Origin of the sequence: Erythrobacter sp. SD-21 (genome assembly GCF_000181515.1) — a bacterium.
Lineage (GTDB): Bacteria > Pseudomonadota > Alphaproteobacteria > Sphingomonadales > Sphingomonadaceae > Qipengyuania.
In genome coordinates, this window is record NZ_ABCG01000010.1 from 50,830 (window position 1) to 73,274 (window position 22,445).

At 62.7% G+C, this 22,445-nt stretch carries 19 protein-coding genes; 8 read left to right on the top strand and 11 right to left on the bottom strand.

Going from position 1 to position 22,445, the window contains the following annotated elements; all coding sequences use genetic code 11:
- Window positions 1-88 precede the first annotated feature (88 nt).
- From ED21_RS13575 to tilS, 3 genes are all read left to right on the top strand, one after another.
- Window positions 89-925: a RodZ domain-containing protein gene (locus ED21_RS13575; RefSeq protein ID WP_006834505.1), complete on the top strand. Its 837-nt coding sequence runs from the start codon at window positions 89-91 to the stop codon at window positions 923-925.
- Between the two features lie 109 nt (window positions 926-1,034).
- A complete protein-coding gene (locus ED21_RS13580; RefSeq protein ID WP_006834506.1) occupies window positions 1,035-1,958 on the top strand; it encodes a tol-pal system YbgF family protein in 924 nt (307 codons plus the stop codon).
- A 1-nt stretch (window position 1,959) separates the two neighbouring features.
- The gene (gene tilS, locus ED21_RS13585) at window positions 1,960-2,937 is read left to right on the top strand and encodes a tRNA lysidine(34) synthetase TilS (protein WP_006834507.1); all 978 of its coding nucleotides are present in this window, start codon (window positions 1,960-1,962) and stop codon (window positions 2,935-2,937) included.
- Here the strand turns inward: tilS and eda are convergent.
- The 7 genes from eda to rimO form a co-directional block, all read right to left on the bottom strand.
- On the bottom strand, window positions 2,934-3,548 hold the full coding sequence (gene eda, locus ED21_RS13590; protein ID WP_006834508.1) for a bifunctional 4-hydroxy-2-oxoglutarate aldolase/2-dehydro-3-deoxy-phosphogluconate aldolase: 615 nt from the start codon (window positions 3,546-3,548) through the stop codon (window positions 2,934-2,936). The two genes, tilS and eda, sit on opposite strands and share 4 nt — an antisense overlap.
- The gene (gene glk / locus ED21_RS13595; RefSeq protein WP_006834509.1) at window positions 3,545-4,519 is read right to left on the bottom strand and encodes a glucokinase; all 975 of its coding nucleotides are present in this window, start codon (window positions 4,517-4,519) and stop codon (window positions 3,545-3,547) included. Before glk ends, eda begins: the two co-directional genes overlap by 4 nt.
- Window positions 4,520-4,554: 35 nt before the next feature.
- Window positions 4,555-6,369 (bottom strand): phosphogluconate dehydratase, encoded by a 1,815-nt coding sequence (gene edd, locus ED21_RS13600; protein WP_034922799.1) that lies wholly within the window; start codon window positions 6,367-6,369, stop codon window positions 4,555-4,557.
- Entirely contained in the window at window positions 6,362-7,810 is a 1,449-nt protein-coding gene (gene zwf, locus ED21_RS13605) for a glucose-6-phosphate dehydrogenase (RefSeq protein ID WP_006834511.1), read from the bottom strand. The genes edd and zwf overlap by 8 nt, the downstream gene beginning before the upstream one ends.
- Before the next feature lie 94 nt (window positions 7,811-7,904).
- Window positions 7,905-8,702 (bottom strand): transglutaminase family protein, encoded by a 798-nt coding sequence (locus tag ED21_RS13610; protein WP_006834512.1) that lies wholly within the window; start codon window positions 8,700-8,702, stop codon window positions 7,905-7,907.
- Between the two features lie 212 nt (window positions 8,703-8,914).
- On the bottom strand, window positions 8,915-11,257 hold the full coding sequence (locus ED21_RS13615) for an EAL domain-containing protein (protein WP_006834513.1): 2,343 nt from the start codon (window positions 11,255-11,257) through the stop codon (window positions 8,915-8,917).
- 242 nt (window positions 11,258-11,499) lie between these two features.
- Entirely contained in the window at window positions 11,500-12,873 is a 1,374-nt protein-coding gene (rimO, locus tag ED21_RS13620) for a 30S ribosomal protein S12 methylthiotransferase RimO (protein WP_006834514.1), read from the bottom strand.
- A 66-nt stretch (window positions 12,874-12,939) separates the two neighbouring features.
- On the opposite strand from rimO, the gene ED21_RS13625 reads away from it, so the two are divergent.
- Window positions 12,940-13,308 carry a hypothetical protein gene (locus ED21_RS13625; protein ID WP_006834515.1) on the top strand — a complete coding sequence of 123 codons (369 nt, stop codon included), beginning with the start codon at window positions 12,940-12,942 and terminating at the stop codon, window positions 13,306-13,308.
- Window positions 13,309-13,311: 3 nt separating this feature from the next.
- Here the strand turns inward: ED21_RS13625 and ED21_RS13630 are convergent, their stop codons facing one another.
- Genes ED21_RS13630 through serS form a run of 3 tightly spaced genes read right to left on the bottom strand, consistent with a single transcriptional unit; the run spans window position 13,312 to window position 16,524 of the window.
- On the bottom strand, window positions 13,312-14,439 hold the full coding sequence (locus tag ED21_RS13630) for a TrkA family potassium uptake protein (protein WP_006834516.1): 1,128 nt from the start codon (window positions 14,437-14,439) through the stop codon (window positions 13,312-13,314).
- A 43-nt stretch (window positions 14,440-14,482) separates the two neighbouring features.
- Entirely contained in the window at window positions 14,483-15,247 is a 765-nt protein-coding gene (surE, locus tag ED21_RS13635; protein ID WP_006834517.1) for a 5'/3'-nucleotidase SurE, read from the bottom strand.
- Window positions 15,244-16,524: a serine--tRNA ligase gene (serS, locus tag ED21_RS13640; protein WP_006834518.1), complete on the bottom strand. Its 1,281-nt coding sequence runs from the start codon at window positions 16,522-16,524 to the stop codon at window positions 15,244-15,246. Before serS ends, surE begins: the two co-directional genes overlap by 4 nt.
- Window positions 16,525-16,655: 131 nt before the next feature.
- Between serS and ED21_RS13645 the strand changes: the two genes are divergently transcribed.
- Window positions 16,656-17,960: a sulfotransferase gene (locus tag ED21_RS13645; RefSeq protein ID WP_233995770.1), complete on the top strand. Its 1,305-nt coding sequence runs from the start codon at window positions 16,656-16,658 to the stop codon at window positions 17,958-17,960.
- Between the two features lie 80 nt (window positions 17,961-18,040).
- Here the strand turns inward: ED21_RS13645 and ED21_RS13650 are convergent, their stop codons facing one another.
- On the bottom strand, window positions 18,041-20,374 hold the full coding sequence (locus tag ED21_RS13650) for a TonB-dependent receptor (protein ID WP_006834520.1): 2,334 nt from the start codon (window positions 20,372-20,374) through the stop codon (window positions 18,041-18,043).
- A 114-nt stretch (window positions 20,375-20,488) separates the two neighbouring features.
- Between ED21_RS13650 and ED21_RS13655 the strand changes: the two genes are divergently transcribed.
- From ED21_RS13655 to ED21_RS15930, 3 genes are all read left to right on the top strand, one after another.
- Window positions 20,489-21,115, top strand: coding sequence for a TetR/AcrR family transcriptional regulator (locus ED21_RS13655; protein ID WP_006834521.1), 627 nt, complete (start codon window positions 20,489-20,491; stop codon window positions 21,113-21,115).
- A 46-nt stretch (window positions 21,116-21,161) separates the two neighbouring features.
- Window positions 21,162-21,434, top strand: coding sequence for a hypothetical protein (locus ED21_RS13660; RefSeq protein WP_006834522.1), 273 nt, complete (start codon window positions 21,162-21,164; stop codon window positions 21,432-21,434).
- Between the two features lie 516 nt (window positions 21,435-21,950).
- Window positions 21,951-22,223: a helix-turn-helix domain-containing protein gene (locus ED21_RS15930; RefSeq protein WP_156787491.1), complete on the top strand. Its 273-nt coding sequence runs from the start codon at window positions 21,951-21,953 to the stop codon at window positions 22,221-22,223.
- Window positions 22,224-22,445 lie beyond the last annotated feature (222 nt).

The window sequence follows — 22,445 nt, forward strand, 5'->3', positions numbered from 1 at the left end:
AGCAGGTTGACAAGCGCGACCGGCGTCTTTCTCAACAAACCCAGTCGGAGCGGGAACACCCGCGGGGTTTCAGGTATTCGGGATTCGCATGGAAGAAGAAGACGGCATCGTCGAAAACACGCCCGCGCCCAAACAGCGCGTTGGTGAGCGCTTGCGCGAAGCGCGTGAGGCCAAGGGGCTCGACATCGATCAGGTCGCTGCCGAAACGCGCATACCAAAGCGTCATCTGGAGACGATCGAGGCGGGCAATTTCTCCGCGCTTCCTTCGCGGACCTATGCGATCGGCTTCACCCGCACCTATGCGCGCACGCTCGGCCTCGACGAAAAGGACGTGCTCGACCATGTGCGCGAGGAATTGGCGGAGGGCGATCCCAACGCGGTCGAGAAGCCGACCAAGTTCGAGCCGGGCGACCCGGCACGCGTTCCCGGTCGCGGCCTCGCGTGGTTCGCAGTGCTCGCCGCCGTGATTTTGCTGGGCGGCGTCTACGCCTTCTATTCGAGCTATTTCGCCCCCGGCCTTGGCCCCGCACCGCTGGAGGACCCCGAAGCGCAGGTCGCTGCGAACGAAGCGCCCCAGCAGGCTGCGACGCCCGCGCCGCAGCCGACCGGCGGCCCCGTCGTGTTCACCAGCGAAATGGACGATACCTGGGTCAAGTTCTACGACGCCAGCGGCACGCGCCTCTTCGAAGCGCAGATGGCCGAAGGCGACAGCTTCACCATTCCCGAGGATGCCGAAGGTCCGCAGATCTGGACCGGGCGTCCCTATGCGCTCGCCATTACCATCGGCGGCCGCAGCGTTCGCAAGCTGACCGAGGAAGATACGGTGGTGAAGGATGTCCCGGTAACGGCCGAAGCGCTGCTCGCCCGTGACGAGCCCGAAGCGGAAGCTGCTCCGGCGACCGCCGCCACGCCCAGCGACACTTGATCTTGGCTTCCATCCAGCGGCGGATATCCGCTTTCATCCCCTCGACAGCTTCGCGGGGCTAGGCCATTTCTGTCACCATGAATTCTCCAAACGGGAGCACGCACCTATCATGATCGCACGCAGCGCACGCGCCTTTGGCCTCGGCGGGATCGCCATGGCCCTTATCGCCACTTCCATGCCCGCCATGGCGCAGGACAGCGACGAAACGCGCATCCGCAAGCTGGAAGCCGAAGTCCGCGCTCTCCAGCGCAAGGTCTTTCCGGGCGGCGACGGGCGGTATTTCGAGCCGCAGATCACGGCACCCGCAGCTACTGCAAATCCGGCCCAGCCTGCAGCGACATCGACTACGGCGGTGACCGACATTCTCGCCCGCCTCGATGCGTTGGAAACCCAGCTTCAGCGATTGACTGCGCAATATGAGGTGGGCACCAACGCCATGCGCCTGCTTGAAGAACGGGTGGAGGCGCTAGAGGCCGCCAAGGCGCCTGTTCCGTCCGTGACTCCTGCAAACACGCCTTCGGCCGCCGCCAATCCGGCAAGTTCCACGACATCGCCGGCGACGCCCGCAGCTACGACCCGCGCAGCCGCCCCCGATCCGGCGCGTGTCGCGGCTGTCCAGGCAATCACCAAGCCCGCTACGGGCGATGCCGGCGACGATGAATATTCCTATGGCTTCCGCTTGTGGGACGCCGGCTTCTTTCCCGAAGCCCAGCAGCAGCTGACCCTGTTCGTGGAACAGCACCCCAATCATTCGCGTGTGAGCTATGGCCGCAACCTGCTCGGCCGCGCCTATCTCGACGATGGCAAGCCGACCGAGGCAGCGCCGTGGTTCCTGCGCAATTATCAGGCCGACAAGAACGGTGCGCGCGCCGGGGACAGCCTGCTGTTCCTCGCCGAGGCGATGATTGCCTTGAAGGACACGGGTCGCGCCTGCATCGCTCTGTCGGAATTTGGCGAAACCTATCCGGCGCTCGCCACCGGCCGCTTGTCGGGTCAATACGCGACCGCGCGCAGCAAGGTTACCTGCAACTAAGATGGCGCTGGCGCCGGAACTGGTAGAGCGGTTCCGGCAGGACCTGGCACGCGTCTGGACGCTCGACGAGGGCGAGAAAATGGGCATCGCGTTCTCGGGCGGGCCGGACAGTCTGGCGCTCCTGCTTCTAGCGGTAGAGGCGCTGCCCGGGAGCGTCGAGGCAGCGACGGTCGACCATGGACTGCGCGCCGAAAGCGCCGAAGAGGCGCGGAATGCGGCGCGGATTTGCGAAGCGCTGGGCATGCCGCACGAGACACTCTCCGTGACCATACCGCACGGCAATGTGCAGGCCGAGGCCCGGCACGCGCGGTACGAGGCGCTGGCGGAATGGGCGGAACGGCGCTCGCTCGATTACATTGCGACCGCTCACCATGCCGACGATCAGGCCGAGACCTTTCTGATGCGCGCCAACCGCAGCAGCGGGCTATCGGGGCTTGCAGCGGTAAGGGCGGCGACGTCGCTGGGTGAGGGCGACCTGATCGTCCTGCGCCCACTGCTGCCATGGCGTCGGTCGGCGCTGGAGGACATCGCGCGAGACAGCGGCTTTCCCGTCGCCGCCGACCCTTCCAACCTCGACGAGAGCTTCGACCGCGTGCGTATGCGCAAGGGGCTGGCCGAGGTGGACTTCATCGATGTCGAGGGACTGGCCGGATCGGCCCGCTATCTCGCCGAAATGCAGGACGACATCGACGGCATGGCACTGGAAGAATGGGTACGGGCGAAAGACGAGGACGGCGCTCCCCATCGCTATCGCCCGTTCGCGCGCTCAGGCGTCGACCGGCCGGTCTTCCTTGCCGAAGTTGTGAAGCTGTTCTGCGAAGATTTGGGCGCCACGCTGACCCGCAGCGAAGCGCGGCGCATGGTGGACGAACTGCTCGACGAGCGCCCGGTCAATATTGGCGGGATTCAGGCCCGGCGCGTCGTCGGCGACGATGTCGTATGGACCTTCGCTCCCGAAAACCCGCGAAGGACGGGTTAACCGCCCAGCGCTGCCGCCTCGCGCGCGACCTTTTCGACCGCTGCCTCATCCACCGCACTACGGGGTGCGACCCAGCTGCCGCCGACACACAACACCGGATCGAAGCCGAGCCAGTCGGGCGCGTTCTCCAGTGTGATCCCGCCGGTCGGGCAGAAGCGGCACTGGCCGAAGGGCGCAGCGAGCGCTTTGAGGGCAGGCAGGCCGCCCGCGGCCATGGCGGGGAAGAACTTGAAGTGGGTGAGGCCCAGATCGAGCCCGCGCATGATGTCGCCAGCGTTGGCGATGCCGGGCAGGAAGGGGATGCCTTCGCGGATCGCCGCCTTGCCGAGCGGCTCGGTAAGGCCGGGCGAGACGATGAATTCGCTGCCTGCGTCGATGGCAGCGGCCAGCTCTTCCTGATTGGTCACGGTGCCCGCGCCGACGATGGCTCCGTCGACCTTTTTCATCGCGCGGATCGCATCAAGCGCGGCGGGGGTCCGCAAGGTGACTTCGAGCACGCGCAATCCGCCTGCGACTAGAGCGCGAGCCAGCGGCACGGCGTGTTCCATCTCGTCGACCACGATCACCGGAATGACCGGCGCGGTCTGCATGATGTCGGCGATATGGGTCATGCGTGTTCCCTCGCATAGGCGGCAGCCGCGCCGAATAGGCCCGGTTGCGGATGGGTGATGAGCTTGACGGGGATCGACGCCATCAGCTCCTGGAAGCGGCCCTTGGCCTTGAAACGTTCGGCAAATCCCGACTTCACCAGCGTCTCGCGTATGCGGTAACCGAGCCCGCCCGCGATCACGACGCCGCCGAAACCGCCCTGCGCAAGCGCGATGTCGCCTGCCACGCTGCCCAGCGAAAGGCAGAAGCGGTCGACGGCTGCGGCGGCGAGGCTGTCGCTGCCCTCCTGCCCGCGCGTCCAGATGGCGATATCGTCCTCTTCGGCGACCGGCTTGCCCTCCATCGCGGCGAGCGTCTGGTAGATGTCGGAGATCGCCGGGCCGGACACCACGCGCTCGATGGAGACGCGGTTGTGGCGCTTGCGCAGGCGGGCAAGGATCGCGTCCTCGATGCTGTCGAGCGGGGCGAAATCGATGTGCCCGCCCTCGGTCGCCGACACGCGGTAGGTGCCGTCGGGTTCGCGATAGAGATGGGCGACGCCAAGCCCGGTGCCGGGGCCGAGCACGCTGAGTCGGCCCGTCGGGGCAAGCGGCTTGTCGGGGCCGGTCAGGTGAATGAACTGGTCGTCTCCGACCCGCGCCACCGCATGGGCGACCGCTTCGAAATCGTTGACGATGCAATAGCTCTCGACGCCGAGCTTTTCCTTCACCAGCGCGGGGCGAATGATCCACGGGTTGTTGGTGAAACGGATGACATCGCCGCCCACCGGCCCGGCAATCGCCATGGCCACGCGCGAAGGCAGGCTGCCGCCCTTGCGGTCGCGATAATCTTCCCACGCGGTCTGGAAACTGGCGTGATCCTTGGTGTGGATCGTCTCCGGCTCATCCAGCGTGATCGTGCCATCCTCGTGGATGGTCGCAATCGAGAAGCGCGCGTGCGTTCCGCCGATATCGACGCTTACCAGTTCCATCATTCTCCCCTCGGGCTCTTTGCGAGCCTCGTCATTCCTTACAATCCCGCCATGGCCAGCATCGACGAGGCGCCCTGTTCGGCGCCGTCGGCGTTGCTGCGGAACATGGCGAAAAATTCGCGGCCCATGCCGCTGTCGGCCTGCGGCTCGGGCGCCGGCTCGCGGGTGTCGAGATCGGCGGTGGTCGAGAGCGTGCCGGTCTCGGCGCAGACGCGAACGATGTCGCCGTCACGCAGCTTTGCCAGCGGTCCGCTGCCCAAGGCTTCGGGCGTGCAGTGGATCGCGGCCGGAACCTTGCCGCTCGCGCCCGACATCCGCCCATCGGTGACAAGCGCGACGCGGTATCCGCGGTCCTGCAGCACGCCGAGGGCGGGGGTGAGCTTGTGGAGTTCGGGCATGCCGTTGGCGCGCGGTCCCTGATAGCGGACCACCACGACCACATCGCGGTCGAGTTCGCCCTTCTTGAACGCCTCGTTGACGCTCGGCTGGTCTTCGAAGATCCGGCACGGCGCCTCGATGGTCCAGCGCTCGCGCTTGACCGCGGAGGATTTGAAGCAGGCGCGGCCCAGATTGCCTTCGACGAGACGCATTCCGCCATCGGCCTCGAACGGCTCGGAAGCCGGGCGCAGCATCTCGGTGTCGCCGCTCGGGCCGGGATCGCGCCAAGTGAGCGCGTCGCCATCCATGACGGGCTCGCGGCTGTACATCTCGAAGCCGCCACCCGCGACGGTGAGGATGTCGCCATGCGCCAGCCCCTCGTCCAGCAGCGTGCCGATGACATAACCCATGCCGCCCGCTTCGTGGAAATGGTTCACGTCGCCCGATCCGTTGGGATAGACGCGTGCGACCAGCGGCACGGCCCTCGACAGCTCGGCAAGGTCGGTCCAGTCGAACTTGATGCCGGCGGCCCGGGCCATGGCGGGAATGTGGATCGCGTGATTGGTCGAACCGCCTGTGGCGAGGAGGCCGATGGCCGCGTTGATGATCGCCTTTTCGTCGACCACGCGGCCCAGCGGGCGGAAATCTTCGCCCGACTTGCCGATCTCGGTCAGGCGATGCGTCGCCTTGCGGCTCAGCTCCTGCCGCAGCTTCGCGCCCGGCGGCACGAAAGCCGCGCCGGGAATGTGGAGACCCATCATCTCCATCATCATCTGGTTCGAATTGGCGGTGCCGTAGAAGGTGCAGGTGCCGGGCGAATGGTAGCTGCCCATCTCGCTTGCCAACAGTTCCTCGCGCCCGACCTTGCCCTCGGCATAGAGCTGGCGGGTGCGCTGCTTCTCCTTGTTGGAAATGCCGGTCCCCATCGGGCCCGAAGGCACGAAGATCGCGGGCAGGTGCCCGAAGCGCAGCGCGCCCATGAGCAAGCCTGGTACGATCTTGTCGCAGATGCCGAGCAGGGCAACGCCATCATACATGGCGTGGCTGAGGGCAACGACAGTCGAGAGCGCGATAGTGTCGCGGCTGAAGAGCGACAGTTCCATGCCGTCCTCGCCCTGCGTCACCCCGTCGCACATGGCTGGCGTGGCGCCCGCGACCTGTACGGTAGCGCCCACTTCGCGCGCCCAGATCTTCATCCGCTCGGGGTAGCGGTAATAGGGTTGATGCGCGGAGAGCATGTCGTTGTAGGCGGTGACGATGCCGAGGTTAGGCCCGCGCGCGGCCATGATCGCCTGCTGGTCTTCCTCGGCCCCGGCATAGGCGTGGGCGAGGTTGGAACAGGACAAAGTGCCGCGATTGACCTGCCGATCGCCTTCGCGGTCCATCAGGTCGAGATAGGCGCTGCGGCTCGGTTTCGAGTTCGCAATCACCCGCTCGGTCACGCGGTGGATGGTATCGTTCAAGCTCTTAGTCATCGTGCCAGGTCACCCCGTCGCGTTCGGCAAGCGCCACGGCGGCGCTGGGTCCCCATGTGCCCGCGGCATAGGTCTTGGGTTGTGTCTCGTTTTCCGCCCACAGCGCGCGGATGTGGTCGATGAAGTCCCACTGGGCCTCCACCTCGTCGCGGCGGACGAACAGCGTCTGGTCGCCATGGATGAGATCGAGCAGCAGGCGCTCGTAGGCGATCCGGCGGACCACATCGGAAAAGGCGTCGGGCATGGCGATGTCGAGCGGGACGGGGCGCAGGCGCAGCCCGTCGCTGCCAAGGCCGGGGACCTTCGCCATCATGGTCAGCTGGATGTTTTCTTCCGGCTGGATTTCGATGACCATGCGGTTGGGTTCGGTCTTGGCGCCGCGGCCTTCGAAGATCGAATGCGGGATGCATTTGAACTGGATCACGATTTCCGTGACCCGGCGCGGCATCCTCTTGCCGTGGCGCAGGTAGAACGGCACGCCGCGCCAGCGCCAGTTGTCGACATGGGCTTTGAGCGCGACATAGGTTTCCGTGTCGCTTGGCTTGCCCAGCTCCTCGTCATAGCCAGGCACGCTTTTCCCATCGACGGCCCCGGCGCGGTACTGGCCGGTGACGACCTCGTTCGACTGGGCCGGGCGCAGCGCGCGCAGGACCTTCACCTTCTCGTCGCGCACGGCGGTGGCGTCGAAGCTGGTGGGCGGCTCCATCGCCACGAGCGCGAGGAGCTGCAGCATGTGGTTCTGGACCATGTCGCGAAGCGCACCGCTGTCGTCGTAATAGGCGACCCGGCTTTCGAGCCCGACCGTCTCGGCGACGGTGATCTGGACGTGGTCGACGTAATTGGAATTCCACACCGGCTCGAGCAGGATGTTGGCGAACCGCAGGGCGAGGAGGTTCTGGACCGTTTCCTTGCCGAGATAGTGATCGATGCGGAAGATGCGGTCTTCGCTGAAGGCCTTGGCGACCGCATCGTTGATCTCGCAGCTGGAGGCAAGATCGGTGCCGAGCGGCTTTTCGAGCGCGATGCGCGCGTTGCCGTTGGTCAGACCGGCGCTTTTCAGGCCGGCGATGGTCGGCTCGAACAGGCTCGGCGCGGTCGAGAGGAAGATCGCGAGACCCTTGTACTCGCCGACTTGCCTCGCAAGTTCGTCATAGCCTTCAGGCGTCGTCGCATCGACCGGGACATAGCTCAGCCGGTTGAGGAAATCCGCCATCGGGCCACGCCGGTTCTTGGGCAGGTATTTCTCCAGCGCCTGCCGGGCGAAGTCGCGGAACTCCTTCGTGGTCATTTCCGAACGTGCGGTCGCCACGATGCACAGATCGGGATCGAGGAGGCCGTCGGCGTGCAAGGCGCAGAGCGAAGGCAGCAACATGCGCTGCGACAAATCTCCCGTGGCGCCGAACAGGAGCAGCCCGTCCGCGTCGAACATTACCTCGGGCATGCAGTGTCCACCGGCATCTTTTCTCTCATGAGCTTGGCGATATCAGCGGGGTAGCCGCGACGCCAGTGCACCGCATTGCTATTCATGAGCCGCTTCATGACGCGGCAACCGTCACCTGCTTATCACCGAATTCGTTGAGGCCGAAACTGGTCAGGAAGCTTACGTCGGCCGCATCGCGGCCCACACCGATCTTCACCGTCTGTGCGGGATCGGCCATTCCGGTCGCATCGACGATTTGCCAGGTTCCGCCGTCCTCGGTCTCGGGATCGTGGAGAAAAACTTCGGCCACCGCATGAAAATCGGGTGGATCGACTCCAGGAGCGTAGCAGGCGACATAACGGGCCGGGATAGTGCTGGCTCGCGCGAGAGCAACCATTACATGGGCGTAATCGCGGCAGATCCCGCGCCGCTCAACGAAGGTATCAAGGGCAGTGGTCTGGGGGCCTGATGCTCCGGGAACGTAGGCGAAGTTACGCGCCATCCAGTCGCGTATAGCGGCGATTCTCTGCCCCCCATCTGTGCTGCCAAACTCGTCTTCAACGAAAGTCTGGAATCGATCTGCGGGGCAGTAGCGGCTGTCGAAGAGGTACTGAACCGCCTCGCCCGGCATTTCATGGGGGGGAAGCCGCTTGAGTGACGATAGTTCGGCCAATTGGCGCTGAATTTCGATTTCAGCTCTGTAGACCACCCCAAACTTGCCCTTGGCTCTGATCCAGATACGTTCGCCGATGTCGTCCTGCGCCGGAACCCACGCGCAATGCTCGGAATCGGAAAGCTCGGTGTTGCTTGAGAGGATATCCTGCTCGGGTATCTTGGCTGCTTCGAATTGTAACAGAAGGTCCGTCGTACGGGGCAGGCAGAAAGAAAAATTCGTTTCAATAGAGATTGTCATAACCGCCCAACGCCAGAGGACACGCTCTGTTTCGCCTCACAGCAAAAAGGCCCTGAAACGAGAAAGGGCCCCTAAAGGGGCCCTTCCGAAAAGTAGTTAAGCTTTGGGCTTACTTGCCCATGAGCCATCCCCAAAAATCCCACATAATTCGCCTCCTGTTTGACGGACAGGAGGTAACTATCTGTTAACCATGAGTGTTTGTAAAGTGTTAACTATCCTTCCAACGCGTCTTTTCCCCTAAAATCATTTAATTGCAGGAGGTTATCGAGGCTCATTGGACGCGCAAGAATATATCCCTGAACGTGCGTACAACCCATTTCCGTTAACATTTTCAGCGTTTCAGCGTCTTCTGCACCTTCGGCCACCACTCCGATTCGTGCGTCGCGTCCCATCTGAACAACACTGGACACGATTGCCTTTGCCTTAGAACTCTTAGCCATGTTCGCGATAAAAAGCCTGTCGATCTTAAGCTCGTCGAACGGCAGTTCGAAAAAGGTTTCAAAGTTGGTTTCTCCAACGCCGAAATCGTCCATCGAAATGCGCGTGCCGAGAGACTTTAGTTCATTGAGCACCATTTCTGCTGTCTCAAGATTGCCGATACGGGAGGTCTCCGTCACTTCGAGGATAAGAAATCGCGGGTCGAAGCCGGTCGCCTGGAGAACATTCCGGACCATGCCGACGATCTTCATGTCCGACAGCAGCGTGGCGGAAATATTGATCGACATAGTGATCGAACGGCCCCGGAAATGCATCAGGCGACCTGCCGCGCAGGCATGTTCGAAGACGAATTCGGTGAGCGCATCCATTCGTCCCGCCTTCTCGCACTGCGCGATGAAGTGCATTGGCGGGATGAAACCGCGCGCAGGATCCTGCCAGCGAACCAGCGCCTCCACCCCGGTCATGTTACCATTCCTTGTGTCGACTTTGGGCTGGTAGACGCAGAAGATTTCGCCTGCGGACATGGCCTCGTCAATCCGTGCTCGCAGCGAGATGTCCCACAATTCGTCGAAGCGCGAGCTGCTCTCCGCGATCTTGATCGGCTGCAGTGCTTCTGAGCTTTCTTCCGCCGCAGCCACGGCCGCGGCAAGACGGACGGCGGGATCGCCGTCGAGCTTCGCCACACCGAAGCTAATTCCGACGTCGATCGACGATCCGGCAACGATGATCGGTGCGGCAAACATCGCGCGCAGACCTTCGAGATGCTCGGCGAGACGGTCGCCGTCTTCTTGCTTGGAATGCCAGGCGAGATGGTGACCTTCGGAATAGATGGCTAAGTTGCCATCGGTCGCACGAAGGCGGTCGACCAGTTTCAGGATGTATTGCGCGCGATGCGCGCGCGGGAGCGTCTTGAAAACGTATTCGTATCCGTGGATTCGGGCGACCACGAGATGTCCCCGCATATGGATGTCTTGCGTGACCTTGGCCTCGAGCGCGCGTAGTTTCTGCAGACCCGTTTCGTTGTCGACCAGTGCCATCCGGTCTTTCCATCGCGCGCGGGAGCGGAGTGCCGCGTAGGCCAAGAGGACGGCTGCGCAATACGACAGTTCGACCCGAACACCCAGCAGGCTGGCTACATAAAACCCTACCGGAACGATCGCGAGCATCATTGCATAGACGATTCGCCGACGCTTGCGGCTGTTGGCGATCAACAGCAGGACTGAGAAGATTAGGACGTAGGCTACAAGTGCGGGCAGGGCGCTGATGTAACCCGTGCGTCCGGCCTTCAGCGTCTCGGCGCCATAAATAGCCACGTAGCTCTCTGGCACAGAGTAGTTGCCGGGGACGCGTTGCCGCTTTTCCGAAAGGCTTGCGGCCTCGCCTATCACCACGGTTCTTCCAGCGAAACCGACGAGTGAGGAACCTGCATTGAGATCGGCAAGATCGACCGATGCGATATCCTCCGAATCCATTGCGTAGTCGACTTGGAAGCTGCCCGAACGCGTATCTTCGATGCCGGCCATCGAGGCAGCGAGAGTCGGGAGGCGCTGCCCCCTCACTTCGTGGGCATACTGGCGCGTCCAAGAGAAACCCAGCCAGTTGCCTGCATCGCGGGAAACCACACGCCTAGCCTGTCCGGCTATAGAAGAAGTGGTTGTGACGAGCCGGTCTTCGGCGCTGGCACTGCGTTCGATCTTGTCGACGACGATGGCACGGGGGCCGAGGCTAGCAAGTGCATCGGCGAGGTCGCGGTCGGCTTCTTGGGAAGATTCGAATGGGAAGGCGATATCGACGTAGACGCGGCCTACGCCTTCTCTTTCTAAGTTTCGCAAGGCCCTTGCTAATTCCTTGCGGCGATGCGGTAGTTGCGGGTCCGCCATATCTCGCTCGGTCCCGACGAAAACGATATCTCCGGAAGGCTCCTGATGTGCGAGCCGCGATTGAACCATCCAGCTAAACTGATCAACGGGATTGAGCAGAGTTGCCATGAACAGGACAAGGGCGATGCAGGCACTGACCAGCAAGTGCTTTACCCGTTGAGCAGCACCGAGCGGCAAGCCAGTTACAGGCTTGACCGTATGCGCCGCTGCGCGGTCCAGGGTGCGGATGACATTCATCGCACATCCGTATGGCCCGATTAAGTTTAAGAATGTTTTGACGTACCCGCGTTTTTTTGACGGATTGATGAAAAACCGCGCCCTTCAGTGGTTAAGGGTGCAGTAGTAAAGAAGATGAAGAATGTCTGATCGTGCGCCTTTGGAGGCGCAAACAACACACGTATTTTCCTAGATTATACAACCCTTTACCATTCTGCGGCGCAGGGGTAATTCGTCGCTAAAGCAGCAGTTGGAGCAGCGATCTAGGAAAGAATTCCAAATAGGTCATGCGCATCAGCATCTTCGACGGTCACGTTTACGATATCGCCGGCAGCAAGCGTTCCGGGCACGTTTCGCAGGTAAACCGCACCGTCGATTTCGGGCGCATCGGCTTGGCTGCGACCGGTCGCGCCGATATCGCCGTCCTCGTCCGGCTCGCCCACTTCGTCGATGATGACGGGGATTGAGCGGCCGACCTTTGCCTGCAGCTTGGCGGAGCTGATCCGCTCGGTCACTTCCATGACGCGGGCGTAGCGTTCTTCCTTGATCTCTTCGGGCACAGGATCGGGCAGGTGATTGGCCTGCGCGCCTTCGACGGGTTCGAAGCGGAAGGCGCCGACGCGGTCGAGCTGGGCTTCTTCGAGCCAGTCGAGCAGGTACTTGAAATCATCGTCGGTCTCGCCCGGGAAGCCGACGACGAAGCTGGAGCGGATCGCGATCTCGGGGCAGATCTCGCGCCAGCCCTTAAGGCGTTCGAGCACCTTGGCCTCGTTCGCCGGACGTTTCATCGAGCGCAGCACCTTTGGGCTGGCGTGCTGGAAGGGAATGTCGAGATAGGGCGTCAGCAACCCCTCGGCCATGAGCGGGATGACCGCGTCGACATGCGGGTAGGGATAGACATAGTGCAGCCGCACCCACGGCGGCATACCGCCACCGATGTCGAGCTGGCCCAGCTCGCGCGCGAGCTCGGTCATGTGCGCGCGCACTTCGCGGCCCTTCCACGCCTTGCTCTCGTGGCGCGTATCGACGCCATAGGCGCTGGTGTCCTGGCTGATGACCAGCAGTTCCTTCGTGCCGGCGGCGACCAATTTTTCAGCTTCGCGCAGCACCGCATCGATCCGGCGGCTGGCGAGCTTCCCGCGCAGGTCCGGGATAATGCAGAAGGCGCAGGAGTGATTGCAGCCTTCGGAAATCTTCAGATAGCTGTAGTGGCGCGGCGTCAGCTTCACGTCCGGCTGCGGGATAAGGTCGATATATGGACCCTGGCTGGGCGGGGCGTGCTCGTGCACCGCTTCGACCACGGCTTCGTATTGATGCGCTCCGGTCACCGCCAGGACGCTGGGATGTGCGGCGCGGATGGCGTTCGCTTCCTCGCCCATGCAGCCCGTCACGATCACACGACCATTTTCGGCAATAGCCTCGCCGATCGCCTGCAAGCTTTCTTCCTTCGCCGAATCGAGGAACCCGCAGGTGTTCACCAGCACCACGTCCGCGCCCGCGTAATCGGGGCTCATCGCATAACCGTCCGCGCGCAGGCGCGTAAGGATGCGTTCGCTGTCGACCAGCGCCTTGGGGCAGCCGAGGGAAACCATGCCGACCTTCTTCTGGTCGGGGATCGGAGTGGTGGGGGTGTTCATAGCTATGTCCGTGGGGTTTGCGCGCGCCCCTACACCAAGAGGGCGGCTCGCGCTAGGAGGGACGATATGGGACCTGTAAACTGGATCGCGGTGGTGGCCGCATGGGGTGTCGCCGCGCTACTGGGCGTGGCTTTCTATGGCAGGGCAGCGGCACCGCGCCCGCCATATCTCCTGCATATCGCGGCAGCTCTGCTGATGTTTGCGAGCGCCGCCATGCTCGGCCACATGTTTGCCCGGGTCGGCACGGCCACGCTCGATGCGAAGTGGTGGCTTTACTTCATGATGGCGGGCGGGCTGGCGCTGACCTTCATCGGGCCGGCGCTCTTCATCACGGCGGTCAGGCGCGAAGGACCCATCGGCAAGGCTCTTTGCGACTGGGGATACTGGCTGGCCGCCTATCTGGCGATGGGCGGCGTATTCCTGCTGCTCGGCTGAACCTCAGGCGCCCTGCCTGATGGTGTCATCTTTTACATGCCCGTCGCCCTTGGTCTCGCCATTGGGCGTGGCGATGATTTCGACGATGATATCGCCTTCCTGCAGGTTCTGGCATTCGTCTTCCCAGAAGCCGATGGCACGACCGTCACGATAGACACGCAAGCCCCTGCCTCCGGTCGTCAGTTCGCTGATCGCGCAGCCGCACTCGTCCGCCGTCACTTCGCGCTCGACCAGCTGGACGCGGCCGGACACGCTGGCGAGGTCGGCGAGATATTCCGCGATGTGTTCGCCCTTTGCGCTGCCGGCGAGCAGCAGACCGGTAAAGCGCACCGGGTTGATGACGTTGTTCGCGCCGGCCTGCCGGGCGAGCGATTCGTTGTCGTCCGCGCGCACCACAACGCTGATGGGAACGTGCGGTGCCAGCGCGCGCACGGTCAGGGTGATGAGGATGGTGGTATCGTCGCGTCCCGCCGAAATGAGGACATTCTGCGCTTCGTAGATACGCACGGCTTTTAAGGTCTCGTCGCGCGTCGCGTCGGCCGCCATGACGTTGCAGCCGAGCTTTTCGGCGGCAATCAGGCGTTCCTCGCTCGGGTCGATCACGACGATGCAACTGGGGTCGGTGCCGCGCTCGATCAGTTCGGCAACCGCTTCGGAGCCGGAAATCCCGTAGCCGAGCACCACGATATGGTTGGATAGCTTTTCCTGGATGCGGGCCATGCGGAATTTTTCCCAGCTGCGTTTGATGATGAAATTATACGCCGTGCCTACGAAGATGAAGAAGACGGCAAAGCGGATCGGGGTAACGATGACAGCCTCGACCAGACGTGCCCGGTCGGAAATCGGCGCGATGTCGCCAAAGCCGGTCGTGGTGATCGAAATCATCGTGAAATAAATGACGTCGAGGAAGCTGACCTCGCCATCGAGATTGTCGACCAGCCCTTCGCGGTCCCACCAGTGGATCATCACCACGATGAAAATGAGGAACAGCGCGGCGCCAAGGCGGATGCCGAGATCGCCCCACACGGGTATCTTGGTCGCGCGGCGCAGCGGCTGGAACCGCGGTCCGCGATAGACGCGCCCTCCGCCAGCCCCCGGCGCGATCCGGTCGAGTTGCTTGTTATCGCTCATCCCACCCTCAAGTGGGCGAGCGTGCGGTGGCGGTCAAGCACCTTCAAGCGCCGTAGCGTTCCCCCAGGGCCTTCAGCGAGGCGTGGTGGGTCAGGTCCAGCTGGAGCGGGGTGACCGAGACGTAACCGTCTGCAATCGCTTCGAGGTCGGTGCCGTGGTCGGGCGTGTGCTCGATCGCCTGAAGGCCGAACCAGAAGTATTTGAAGCCGCGCGGGTCGCGTCCCTCCACCACCGTGCCGCGCGAATAATCGTGGAAGCCCTGCGCCACGGCGCGGATGCCCTTGATCTGGTCGGGAGCGCGGGGCGGGAAATTGATGTTGACCAGCGTGCGGCCGGGCAGCGGGGTTTCCAGCAGCGGGGCGAGAACCTTGGCGCCCCACGCCTCGGCCGCGGCAAAGGACATGTCGTGCCCTGCATCGTCGCGTCCGATAACCTGGCTCATCGCGATCGAGCGGATACCGGCCAGCGCGCCTTCGATGGCGGCGGACACGGTGCCCGAATAGGTGATGTCATCGCCAAGGTTCGCGCCGCGGTTGACGCCCGACAAGATGAGGTCGGGCGCGCCGTCCATGACTTGCCTCAGGCCCATGGTAACGGAATCGGTCGGCGTGCCGGTGACCGAGAAGCGCCGCTCGCCATGCTTCCTCAGCCGCACAGGGCGGGTGAGGGTCAGCGCGTGGCCCATGCCCGACTGTTCCTCGTCCGGCGCGCAAATCCAGATGTCGTTGGAGAATTGCCGCGCGATCGCCTCAAGCACATCAAGGCCGGGGGCGTGGACGCCATCGTCATTGGTGAGGAGGATCTTCACGCCTGCGGCTCCAGCTTTGCAACGCCGCCCATGTAAGGTGCAAGGCATTCGGGCACGGTGACGCTGCCGTCTTCCTCCTGGTAGTTTTCCATCACCGCCACCAGCGTGCGGCCTACGGCGAGGCCCGAGCCGTTGAGCGTATGGACAAAGCGGGTCTTCTTCTCGCCCTCTGGGCGATAGCGCGCGTTCATGCGGCGCGCCTGGAACTCGCCCGTGTTCGAGCACGAGCTGATTTCGCGATAAGCGCCCTGTCCGGGCAGCCAGACTTCGAGGTCGTAGGTCTTTTTCGCGCCGAAGCCCATGTCCCCGACGCACAGCAAAACCTTGCGATAGGGCAGGCCGAGCGCCTGCAGGATGCCCTCGGCGCAAGCCGTCATGCGTTCGTGTTCCGCCTCGCTATCCTCAGGGCGGCAGATGCTGACGAGCTCGACCTTCTCGAACTGGTGCTGGCGGATGAAACCGCGCGTGTCGCGCCCGGCCGAACCGGCTTCGCTGCGGAAGCAGAGCGTGTGGGCAGTAAGGCGGATGGGCTGGACGGGTTCGTCGAGGATCTGGCCGGCGACCGAAGCGGTTAGCGGCACTTCCGAGGTGGGGACGAGCCAGCGGCCGTCGGTGGTCTGGAAGCTGTCTTCGGCAAACTTGGGCAGCTTGTCGGTGCCGTACATGGCCTCGTCGTGCACCAGCACCGGCGGATTGCATTCGGCATAGCCGTTTTTGCGCGTCTGTGTGTCGAGCATGAACTGGGCGAGCGCGCGGTGGAGGCGTGCGATGTCGCCGCGTAGGAAGGTGAAGCGCGCGCCCGAAAGCGAAGCGCCGGTCTCGAAATCCATCCCAAGTGCGGGGCCGATATCGGCGTGTTCCTTCGGCTCGAAAGCAAACGCTCGCTTCTCGCCCCAAGTAGCGACTTCGACATTGTCGCTTTCGTCTGCGCCATCCGGAACGTCGTCGGCAGGCATGTTGGGCAGGCGGGCGAGCAGGTCGGTCAGTTCGCTCGCCGCTTCCTGTTCTGCCTCTTCCCACGCGGGCATGCTCGCCTTGATGTCGGCGACTTCGGCCTTCAGCGCTTCGGCTTTTTCCTTGTCGCCCTGACCCATGGCCTGGCCGATCGCCTTGGACGCTTCGTTGCGGCGGCTCTGCGCTTCCTGCACGCGGGTTTGCGCCTCTCGCTTCTTGGCGTCGAGGGCGACAATCCGGTCGGCTACCGGCTCTGCCCCGCGGCGTTTCAGCGCGGCGTCGAAGGCGTCGGGATTGGCTCTGATGAAGGCGATATCGTGCATGGGGCGCGCTATGCCGTTTGGCGCTGGTCTTTTCCAGTGCGGAAATTTTGCGGCACCGATCGGGCCGGCGAGGGTTGGAGTGGCTATGGCGCCCGCGCGCCAGTCGAGAGCAACCGAAGGGGCCAAGACACTTGCCAGACCAGCCACTTACACCGCCGCGCCGCAGTCGTTTCATCGATATGGTCGACGCCGGGATCAGGTTGGGGCGCAAGGTCGGCATCGTCGACAAGGCCTGTTTCGACCGCGATTTCCTGATGGAGGAAGTCTCCCGCGCCTATGACCTCGACAACTTCGGGGATCGCTGGTTCGTCGAAGCTCTGGACGTCCTGTTGCAGTCCGCGAAGGAAGAAGCGGGCCTCAACGCGGCGGGCGATTTTTCCGCCATGAAGCAGTTCCACCACCTGCTGCGCGATCGCCTTTACGCGCAAATGTGGTTTGACCGTCACCCGGAGATACTCGCTCGCCCGATCCGCAATCCGGTGGTGATCGTGGGGCCGATGCGCTCGGGCACGACGCGGCTTCACCGGCTGCTCTCGACCGACCAGCGCTTTGCCAATCTGCGCAGCTTCGAGACGATCAGCCCGGTGCCGCGCCCCGATTTCGAAGAGGTGCTCGAAGGCAAGCGCGAGGATTTCCGCCCCGTGCTGGCCAAGCGTATCCTGAAGGTTGCGCGCCTCGCCAATCCGCGCACGCTGTCGATCCACCCGACCGGGCCTTACGAGCCGGAAGAGGAGCTCGGCCTGATCGCCGCCAGCTTCTACGGCATGAAGTTCGAGGCCCAGTGGCGCGTGCCGACCTTCGCGCGCTGGTGCGAAAGCCAGAGCGCTGTTTCTGCCTATCGCCACATGGCCGACCTCCTGCGCCTTATCGGCTGGTCGCAGCAGGAAAGCTCGCTCCGGCCCTGGGTGCTTAAGACGCCGCAGCACATGCTCGACCTGCCCGCATTGCTCGAAGTCTTTCCCGACGCACGGCTGATCTTCACCCACCGCGATCCCAAGTCGGTTGTCGGCAGCACCGCCTCGCTCGCCTGGAACCAGACGATCATCTACGCCGACGATGTCGATCCGGCGGTTCACGGTCAGGAGTGGCTGCGCAAGAGCGAGTTGATGGTATCCCGCATGCGCCAGGCGCGCGATACGATACCGCCGCACCAGTTGATCGATGTCCAGTATGACGACATGGATAATGACTGGCGCGTTTCGATGGAGAGGGTCTACCGCTTCCTCGGCCTCGATATTGAGCCGGCGCTATCCGGCATGGAAGACTACATCGCACGAACGGCAGCCTCCAAACGTGTGCCGCATGCCTACTCTCTCGAAGAATTCGGCATCTCGGAACATGAGGTCTACGAGCGGTTCGCCGACTACGTCCGGACCTACGATGTGCCAACGGCCAACGCCGCGGGGATCACACGACCGCCAATTGCTGCCGGCTAGGCCGGAAGGGAATTGCCGAAAAGGAAAGGGCGCCGAACCGGTCGCCCGGTCGCCGCCCCTCCTTGGGTCCCTGGGAAGGATCAGAACTTCACTTCACCGGTCACGAAGACCCGGCGCGGGTCGCCGTAAAAGCCGGTGAGATTGCCTTCCAGGCCGAGCACCGTACCTGTCACGAAATCGTAGCCGGCTACGATATAGCGCTGATCGAAGACATTCTTTGCATGCACGCCGATGGCGAAACGATCGCTGTCGTCGGTATAGACGAGGCCGAGATCGACCAGTTCATAAGCCTTCTGGTCCAGCGGGCCTGGGAGTTCGAACTGGCTCGTGTCCGACCGCATCGTGATCGAGCCGAGGAAATCGAGCATGCCGCCCGCCACCGGAATGCCGATATCGAAACCGGTATGGACGGTGAATTCGGGCGTGTTCTGAATAACTCGTTCACTGGCGACATCGTTGCCGAAATTGTCGATATACTCGTTGAACCCCGCGTCCAGATAACCGAGTGACCAGTTGAAGCTGACGCGGCTGCCGGGCCCTGCAAAATCGCGCCCGACGAGCGCGTTCCCCTCAAACTCGAGTCCGTTGATGTCGGCGCTCGCCGCGTTCGAAGTGACCCCGATGAAGCTGTCGTTCACGCCGTCGCCATCGCTGTCGAAGCCGATCGAGCCCGGTATTTGAACATCCTCGTATTGGCCCACAAACCCGGCCAATGCGATGGTCAGGCGATTATCGAGCAGGCTGGCCTTCCAGCCAAGTTCGTAGCTATCGACGGTCTCCGGATCGAAGCTCAGGAACTCATACTGATCATTGTAGTCGATATCTCCGTCGCCATCGAGGTCGGGTGCGGCGGTGGATTGTCCGCGTGGATCGAAGCCGCCGCCCTTGAAGCCCTTCGAGTAGGAGAAATAAAGCGTGTGGTCGACGTTCGGCTTAAACGCGATCGAGGCACGCGGCGTAAACTCCTTGAAGGATGCCTCGCCTTCGAAGTCGCTGGTAACCGCGATAGGAATACCTTCGCCGTCGAAGAGGTCGGAGAAGCCATTGATGAAGGTTGTGCGAAGGATGCGGCTGTTACGCGTATCCCAAGTGTAGCGGCCACCGAGCGAAAGGCTGACCTTGTCGGTCAGGTCATAAGTGAGATCGCCAAAGATTGACCAAGTCTCGGTATCGACATCGCCCAGCGTTTGGGCGTTCAGGCCTGGCAGGCCGACCGCAGGCAAGGCCCCTGTGGTGAAAAGCGCAACGTCGAATGCGGTGTAAGCGTTGGCATCGAGATAGTAGGCACCGAGGACACCGGACAGCCTGTCGCCTTCTATCAGCAACTGAAGTTCCTGGCTGAACTGGTTGTTCTCGTAGATCGCCGGGACGTCGAGGTCGGCGGCGGGCAAACTGTCGAAGTCGATTGGGGTTGTCGAAGCGTCCTCGCGGTAGCCGGTGATCGACTTGAGGGTGAGAGCATCGGTCAGTTCGTAAGCGATCTGGAGCGCGCCACCATAGGCTTCCACTTCCTGGTCGACGACATCGAGCCCGGCGCGCGTGTCATAGGGGCTGTCGAGGACCGGCGCGCCCGAGAAAGCGCCGGGCAGGAGGCGTCCGCCTTGCCGCGCTTCGCTGTTGTCCTTTACGTAGTCGCCCGATAGGCGCACGAACAACGGGCCACTGTCGAATTCCATCGTGCCGCGGGCGGCCCAAACGTCCTTGTTGTAGTTTTCCGTGCCGAGGTTGAGGTTCTCGCCAAATCCGCCGCGAGACAGGCGAGCGCCGCTCACGCCCACGCGCAAGCCATCGCTGATCGGAGTGGAGGCGGAGACCACCAGGTCGGCCTGATCGTAGGAACCGTACGTTCCGCGTACCTTGACCCGCGTTTCGTCCGGCAGGTTTGCCGTCACATATTTGATCGCCCCGCCGATAGTGTTGCGGCCGTAGAGCGTGCCCTGCGGTCCGCGCAGCACCTCGATCCGCTCTACGTCGTACACATCGAGCACGGCGGCCTGCGGGCGGTTGAGGTAGACGTCGTCGACGTAAAGGCCGACGCCCGCCTCGAAGCCGGCGACCGGATCCTGCTGGCCCACACCGCGGATGAAGGCGGTGAGGGTGGTGTTGGTGCCACGGCTGACTTCAAGGGTCAGGTTGGGGACCTCGTCCGCCACTTCGGTCAGTTCCAGCGTACCGCCGCGGATCAGCTCTTCACCTGAAAAGGCGGTGACGGCGATCGGCACGTCGGTCAGGCGCTCGACCCGGCGGCGGGCCGTGACGACGATGGTACCGTCGCCTGCGGGCGAGGCATCCTCGCTCAGCTCGGTATCGGAATCGATGTCCTGCGAGGACTGTGCGGCGGCAGGCGCAGCGAAAGCCAGACCGGCAGTGCCCGCCAAAAGAATGGCGGCCGGACGCATGGTGCGAAACTTCATGAAACTCCCTCCCAATATCTCACTCTGCGCCTCGATATTGAAAACTGAACCACCTTTCAAGTTTGTTCTTGCACCGGCTTGCAGATTTCGCCTAGCGATGGACCCAAGAGGGGGATGGAAATGGACGCGCATGCGCCAGAGGACGTGAAGACACCGCGCACCGAAAGGGGCCGCAAGACGATGCGCAAGCTGCTCGATGCGGCGGCGCGCGAATTCGGCGACCACGGGTTTCACGACGCCTCGATCAGCTCGATCACGCGGCGCGCTGGCGTGGCGCTGGGCACGTTCTACACCTATTTTGACAGCAAGGACGCGATCTTCCGCGCGCTCGTCGCCGATATGAGCGAGGCGGTCAAAGTGGCCGCACGTGAGGCGATCGAACCCGACATGGACGCCCTCACCATCGAGCGGGCCGCGCTCGAGGCATTCCTGCGTTTCGCCGCGCGCAACAAGGAAGTCTATCGGATCATTGACGAAGCCGAATTCGTCGATCCCCTGAGCTATCGCACCCATTACGAAACGATCGCCGAGCGTATTGCGGGCCGCCTTGCGGCTGGTGGCGAAGATGGCGCAATGCGCGCCGGGCTCGGCGAGGTGGAGGCCTGGGCGCTGATGGGTATGAATGTTTTTCTAGGCCTGCGCTACGCCATCTGGTCGGGCGAGGGCGATCCAGCGCCGGCCGAGGTGGCAACGCTCGCCAATCTCCTGCTACAGCAAGGCATCGGCCCAGCCCCAGATTAGGAACGCTTGCCGCTCCAAGCCGTTGTTCTGGCAAAGGAGAATTATCATGATCGGTAAGATTATCGGCGCCTACGCAGGCGACAAACTCGCAAAGAAGGTTGATGGCTTCGGCATCGGTGGCGCCGGGGGCGCGGCGCTCGGCGTTGTGGCCGCTTCGGTGCTTCGCCGGATGAGCCTTCCCGCCATGCTCGCGGTCGGCGCAGGCAGCTATGTCGCCAAGAAGATGTTCGACCGCTCGCAGCGCGGCGAGTCCGTCGTGACCGGCGAGCCGCTGCCGCAGAAAACTCCGCCGAGAACGAAGACGCGCGCCGCGGCGTAATCGTCTCATGACCCGTCCGAGGTGGCGGTACGAAATTCCAAGTGGCCCTCCTGCAGGAGGGCCGCTTTTTTCGTTGCGCAGGGAAAAGGTGGGACTCAATAACAGCTTGGATATATGGCACCAATTTCAGTGAGTTAAGATTGGTGTGCTTCCAATTAGATTGGACCGGGCACCCAAACTAGGTGGATAAAACGGCTGCTTGAGCAGAACTGGATATTCCTCTAATCTGAGCCTGACGTTATCTCATGCCTGCAAGAACACAGCGACCCCATTGATACTCTTGCTTCTCAGAGGGAGATCGATGTGGCCAATTTGGGAAATCTGGTTGAAGGCCGGCCAGCTTTGATTTCGTCCGAAATGGCAGCGCGCTACGTATCAGGTGACGAAGCAATGCTGCTTCGGATTACGAGCAGATTTGATATCCCGTTCGTCGATATCTAGGATTTACCGATACGTTGGCGGAAGCAAGAACTTGAGCGGTTGATCAAGAAGCTACCCTCTGCATCAAGCGAACTCATGTTGGATCAGCCAGTTCGCCTCTTCCAATTGGAGTCGTCCCAAGTCGAAGCGATCGCCGACGACGTAGTAAGGCGGCTTGATCGACACGAGGCAAAATCAGAGAGTAAGCTTGTATCGATAAACGAAGCGACCGCCATTCTCGGGATCGGTCGTTCAAGCGTTTACAGGATGACCACTGAGGGCACCCTCGAGACCCGCAAGATTGGGCGGAGGACGCTCATTCTGAGGAGTGATCTCGAGGCCATTTTGGAAGGTCATGAGGACAACTGACTTTCGCGCATAATGGCGAGCTACTCGCTGAATGATTCTTTTGCGGTCAGCTTCGGCAATCTTGTTGACAAGGGCCCAATGTGATCGCTATCGGCGCGCTCCTACCTGCCGGACGAGGATTATGCTCGGTTCGGCCGTGTGCCCAGATGGCGGAATTGGTAGACGCACCGTCTTCAGGTGGCGGCGCTCGCAAGGGCGTGGAGGTTCGAGTCCTCTTCTGGG

What these genes read in the sequence shown, in the direction of transcription:
- glk (WP_006834509.1), bottom strand. Translation starts at nt 4,519, where the DNA reads ATGATGGAACTGGTAAGCGTCGATATCGGCGGAACGCACGCGCGCTTC.
- ED21_RS13625 (WP_006834515.1), top strand. Translation starts at nt 12,940, where the DNA reads ATGGGACCTGTAAACTGGATCGCGGTGGTGGCCGCATGGGGTGTCGCC.
- ED21_RS13660 (WP_006834522.1), top strand. Translation starts at nt 21,162, where the DNA reads ATGATCGGTAAGATTATCGGCGCCTACGCAGGCGACAAACTCGCAAAG.
- serS (WP_006834518.1), bottom strand. Translation starts at nt 16,524, where the DNA reads ATGCACGATATCGCCTTCATCAGAGCCAATCCCGACGCCTTCGACGCC.
- ED21_RS13655 (WP_006834521.1), top strand. Translation starts at nt 20,489, where the DNA reads ATGGAAATGGACGCGCATGCGCCAGAGGACGTGAAGACACCGCGCACC.
- ED21_RS15930 (WP_156787491.1), top strand. Translation starts at nt 21,951, where the DNA reads ATGTTGGATCAGCCAGTTCGCCTCTTCCAATTGGAGTCGTCCCAAGTC.
- eda (WP_006834508.1), bottom strand. Translation starts at nt 3,548, where the DNA reads ATGACCCATATCGCCGACATCATGCAGACCGCGCCGGTCATTCCGGTG.
- ED21_RS13610 (WP_006834512.1), bottom strand. Translation starts at nt 8,702, where the DNA reads ATGACAATCTCTATTGAAACGAATTTTTCTTTCTGCCTGCCCCGTACG.
- zwf (WP_006834511.1), bottom strand. Translation starts at nt 7,810, where the DNA reads ATGCCCGAGGTAATGTTCGACGCGGACGGGCTGCTCCTGTTCGGCGCC.
- ED21_RS13580 (WP_006834506.1), top strand. Translation starts at nt 1,035, where the DNA reads ATGATCGCACGCAGCGCACGCGCCTTTGGCCTCGGCGGGATCGCCATG.
- edd (WP_034922799.1), bottom strand. Translation starts at nt 6,369, where the DNA reads ATGACTAAGAGCTTGAACGATACCATCCACCGCGTGACCGAGCGGGTG.
- ED21_RS13650 (WP_006834520.1), bottom strand. Translation starts at nt 20,374, where the DNA reads ATGAAGTTTCGCACCATGCGTCCGGCCGCCATTCTTTTGGCGGGCACT.
- ED21_RS13630 (WP_006834516.1), bottom strand. Translation starts at nt 14,439, where the DNA reads ATGAGCGATAACAAGCAACTCGACCGGATCGCGCCGGGGGCTGGCGGA.
- ED21_RS13575 (WP_006834505.1), top strand. Translation starts at nt 89, where the DNA reads ATGGAAGAAGAAGACGGCATCGTCGAAAACACGCCCGCGCCCAAACAG.
- tilS (WP_006834507.1), top strand. Translation starts at nt 1,960, where the DNA reads ATGGCGCTGGCGCCGGAACTGGTAGAGCGGTTCCGGCAGGACCTGGCA.
- ED21_RS13615 (WP_006834513.1), bottom strand. Translation starts at nt 11,257, where the DNA reads ATGAATGTCATCCGCACCCTGGACCGCGCAGCGGCGCATACGGTCAAG.
- rimO (WP_006834514.1), bottom strand. Translation starts at nt 12,873, where the DNA reads ATGAACACCCCCACCACTCCGATCCCCGACCAGAAGAAGGTCGGCATG.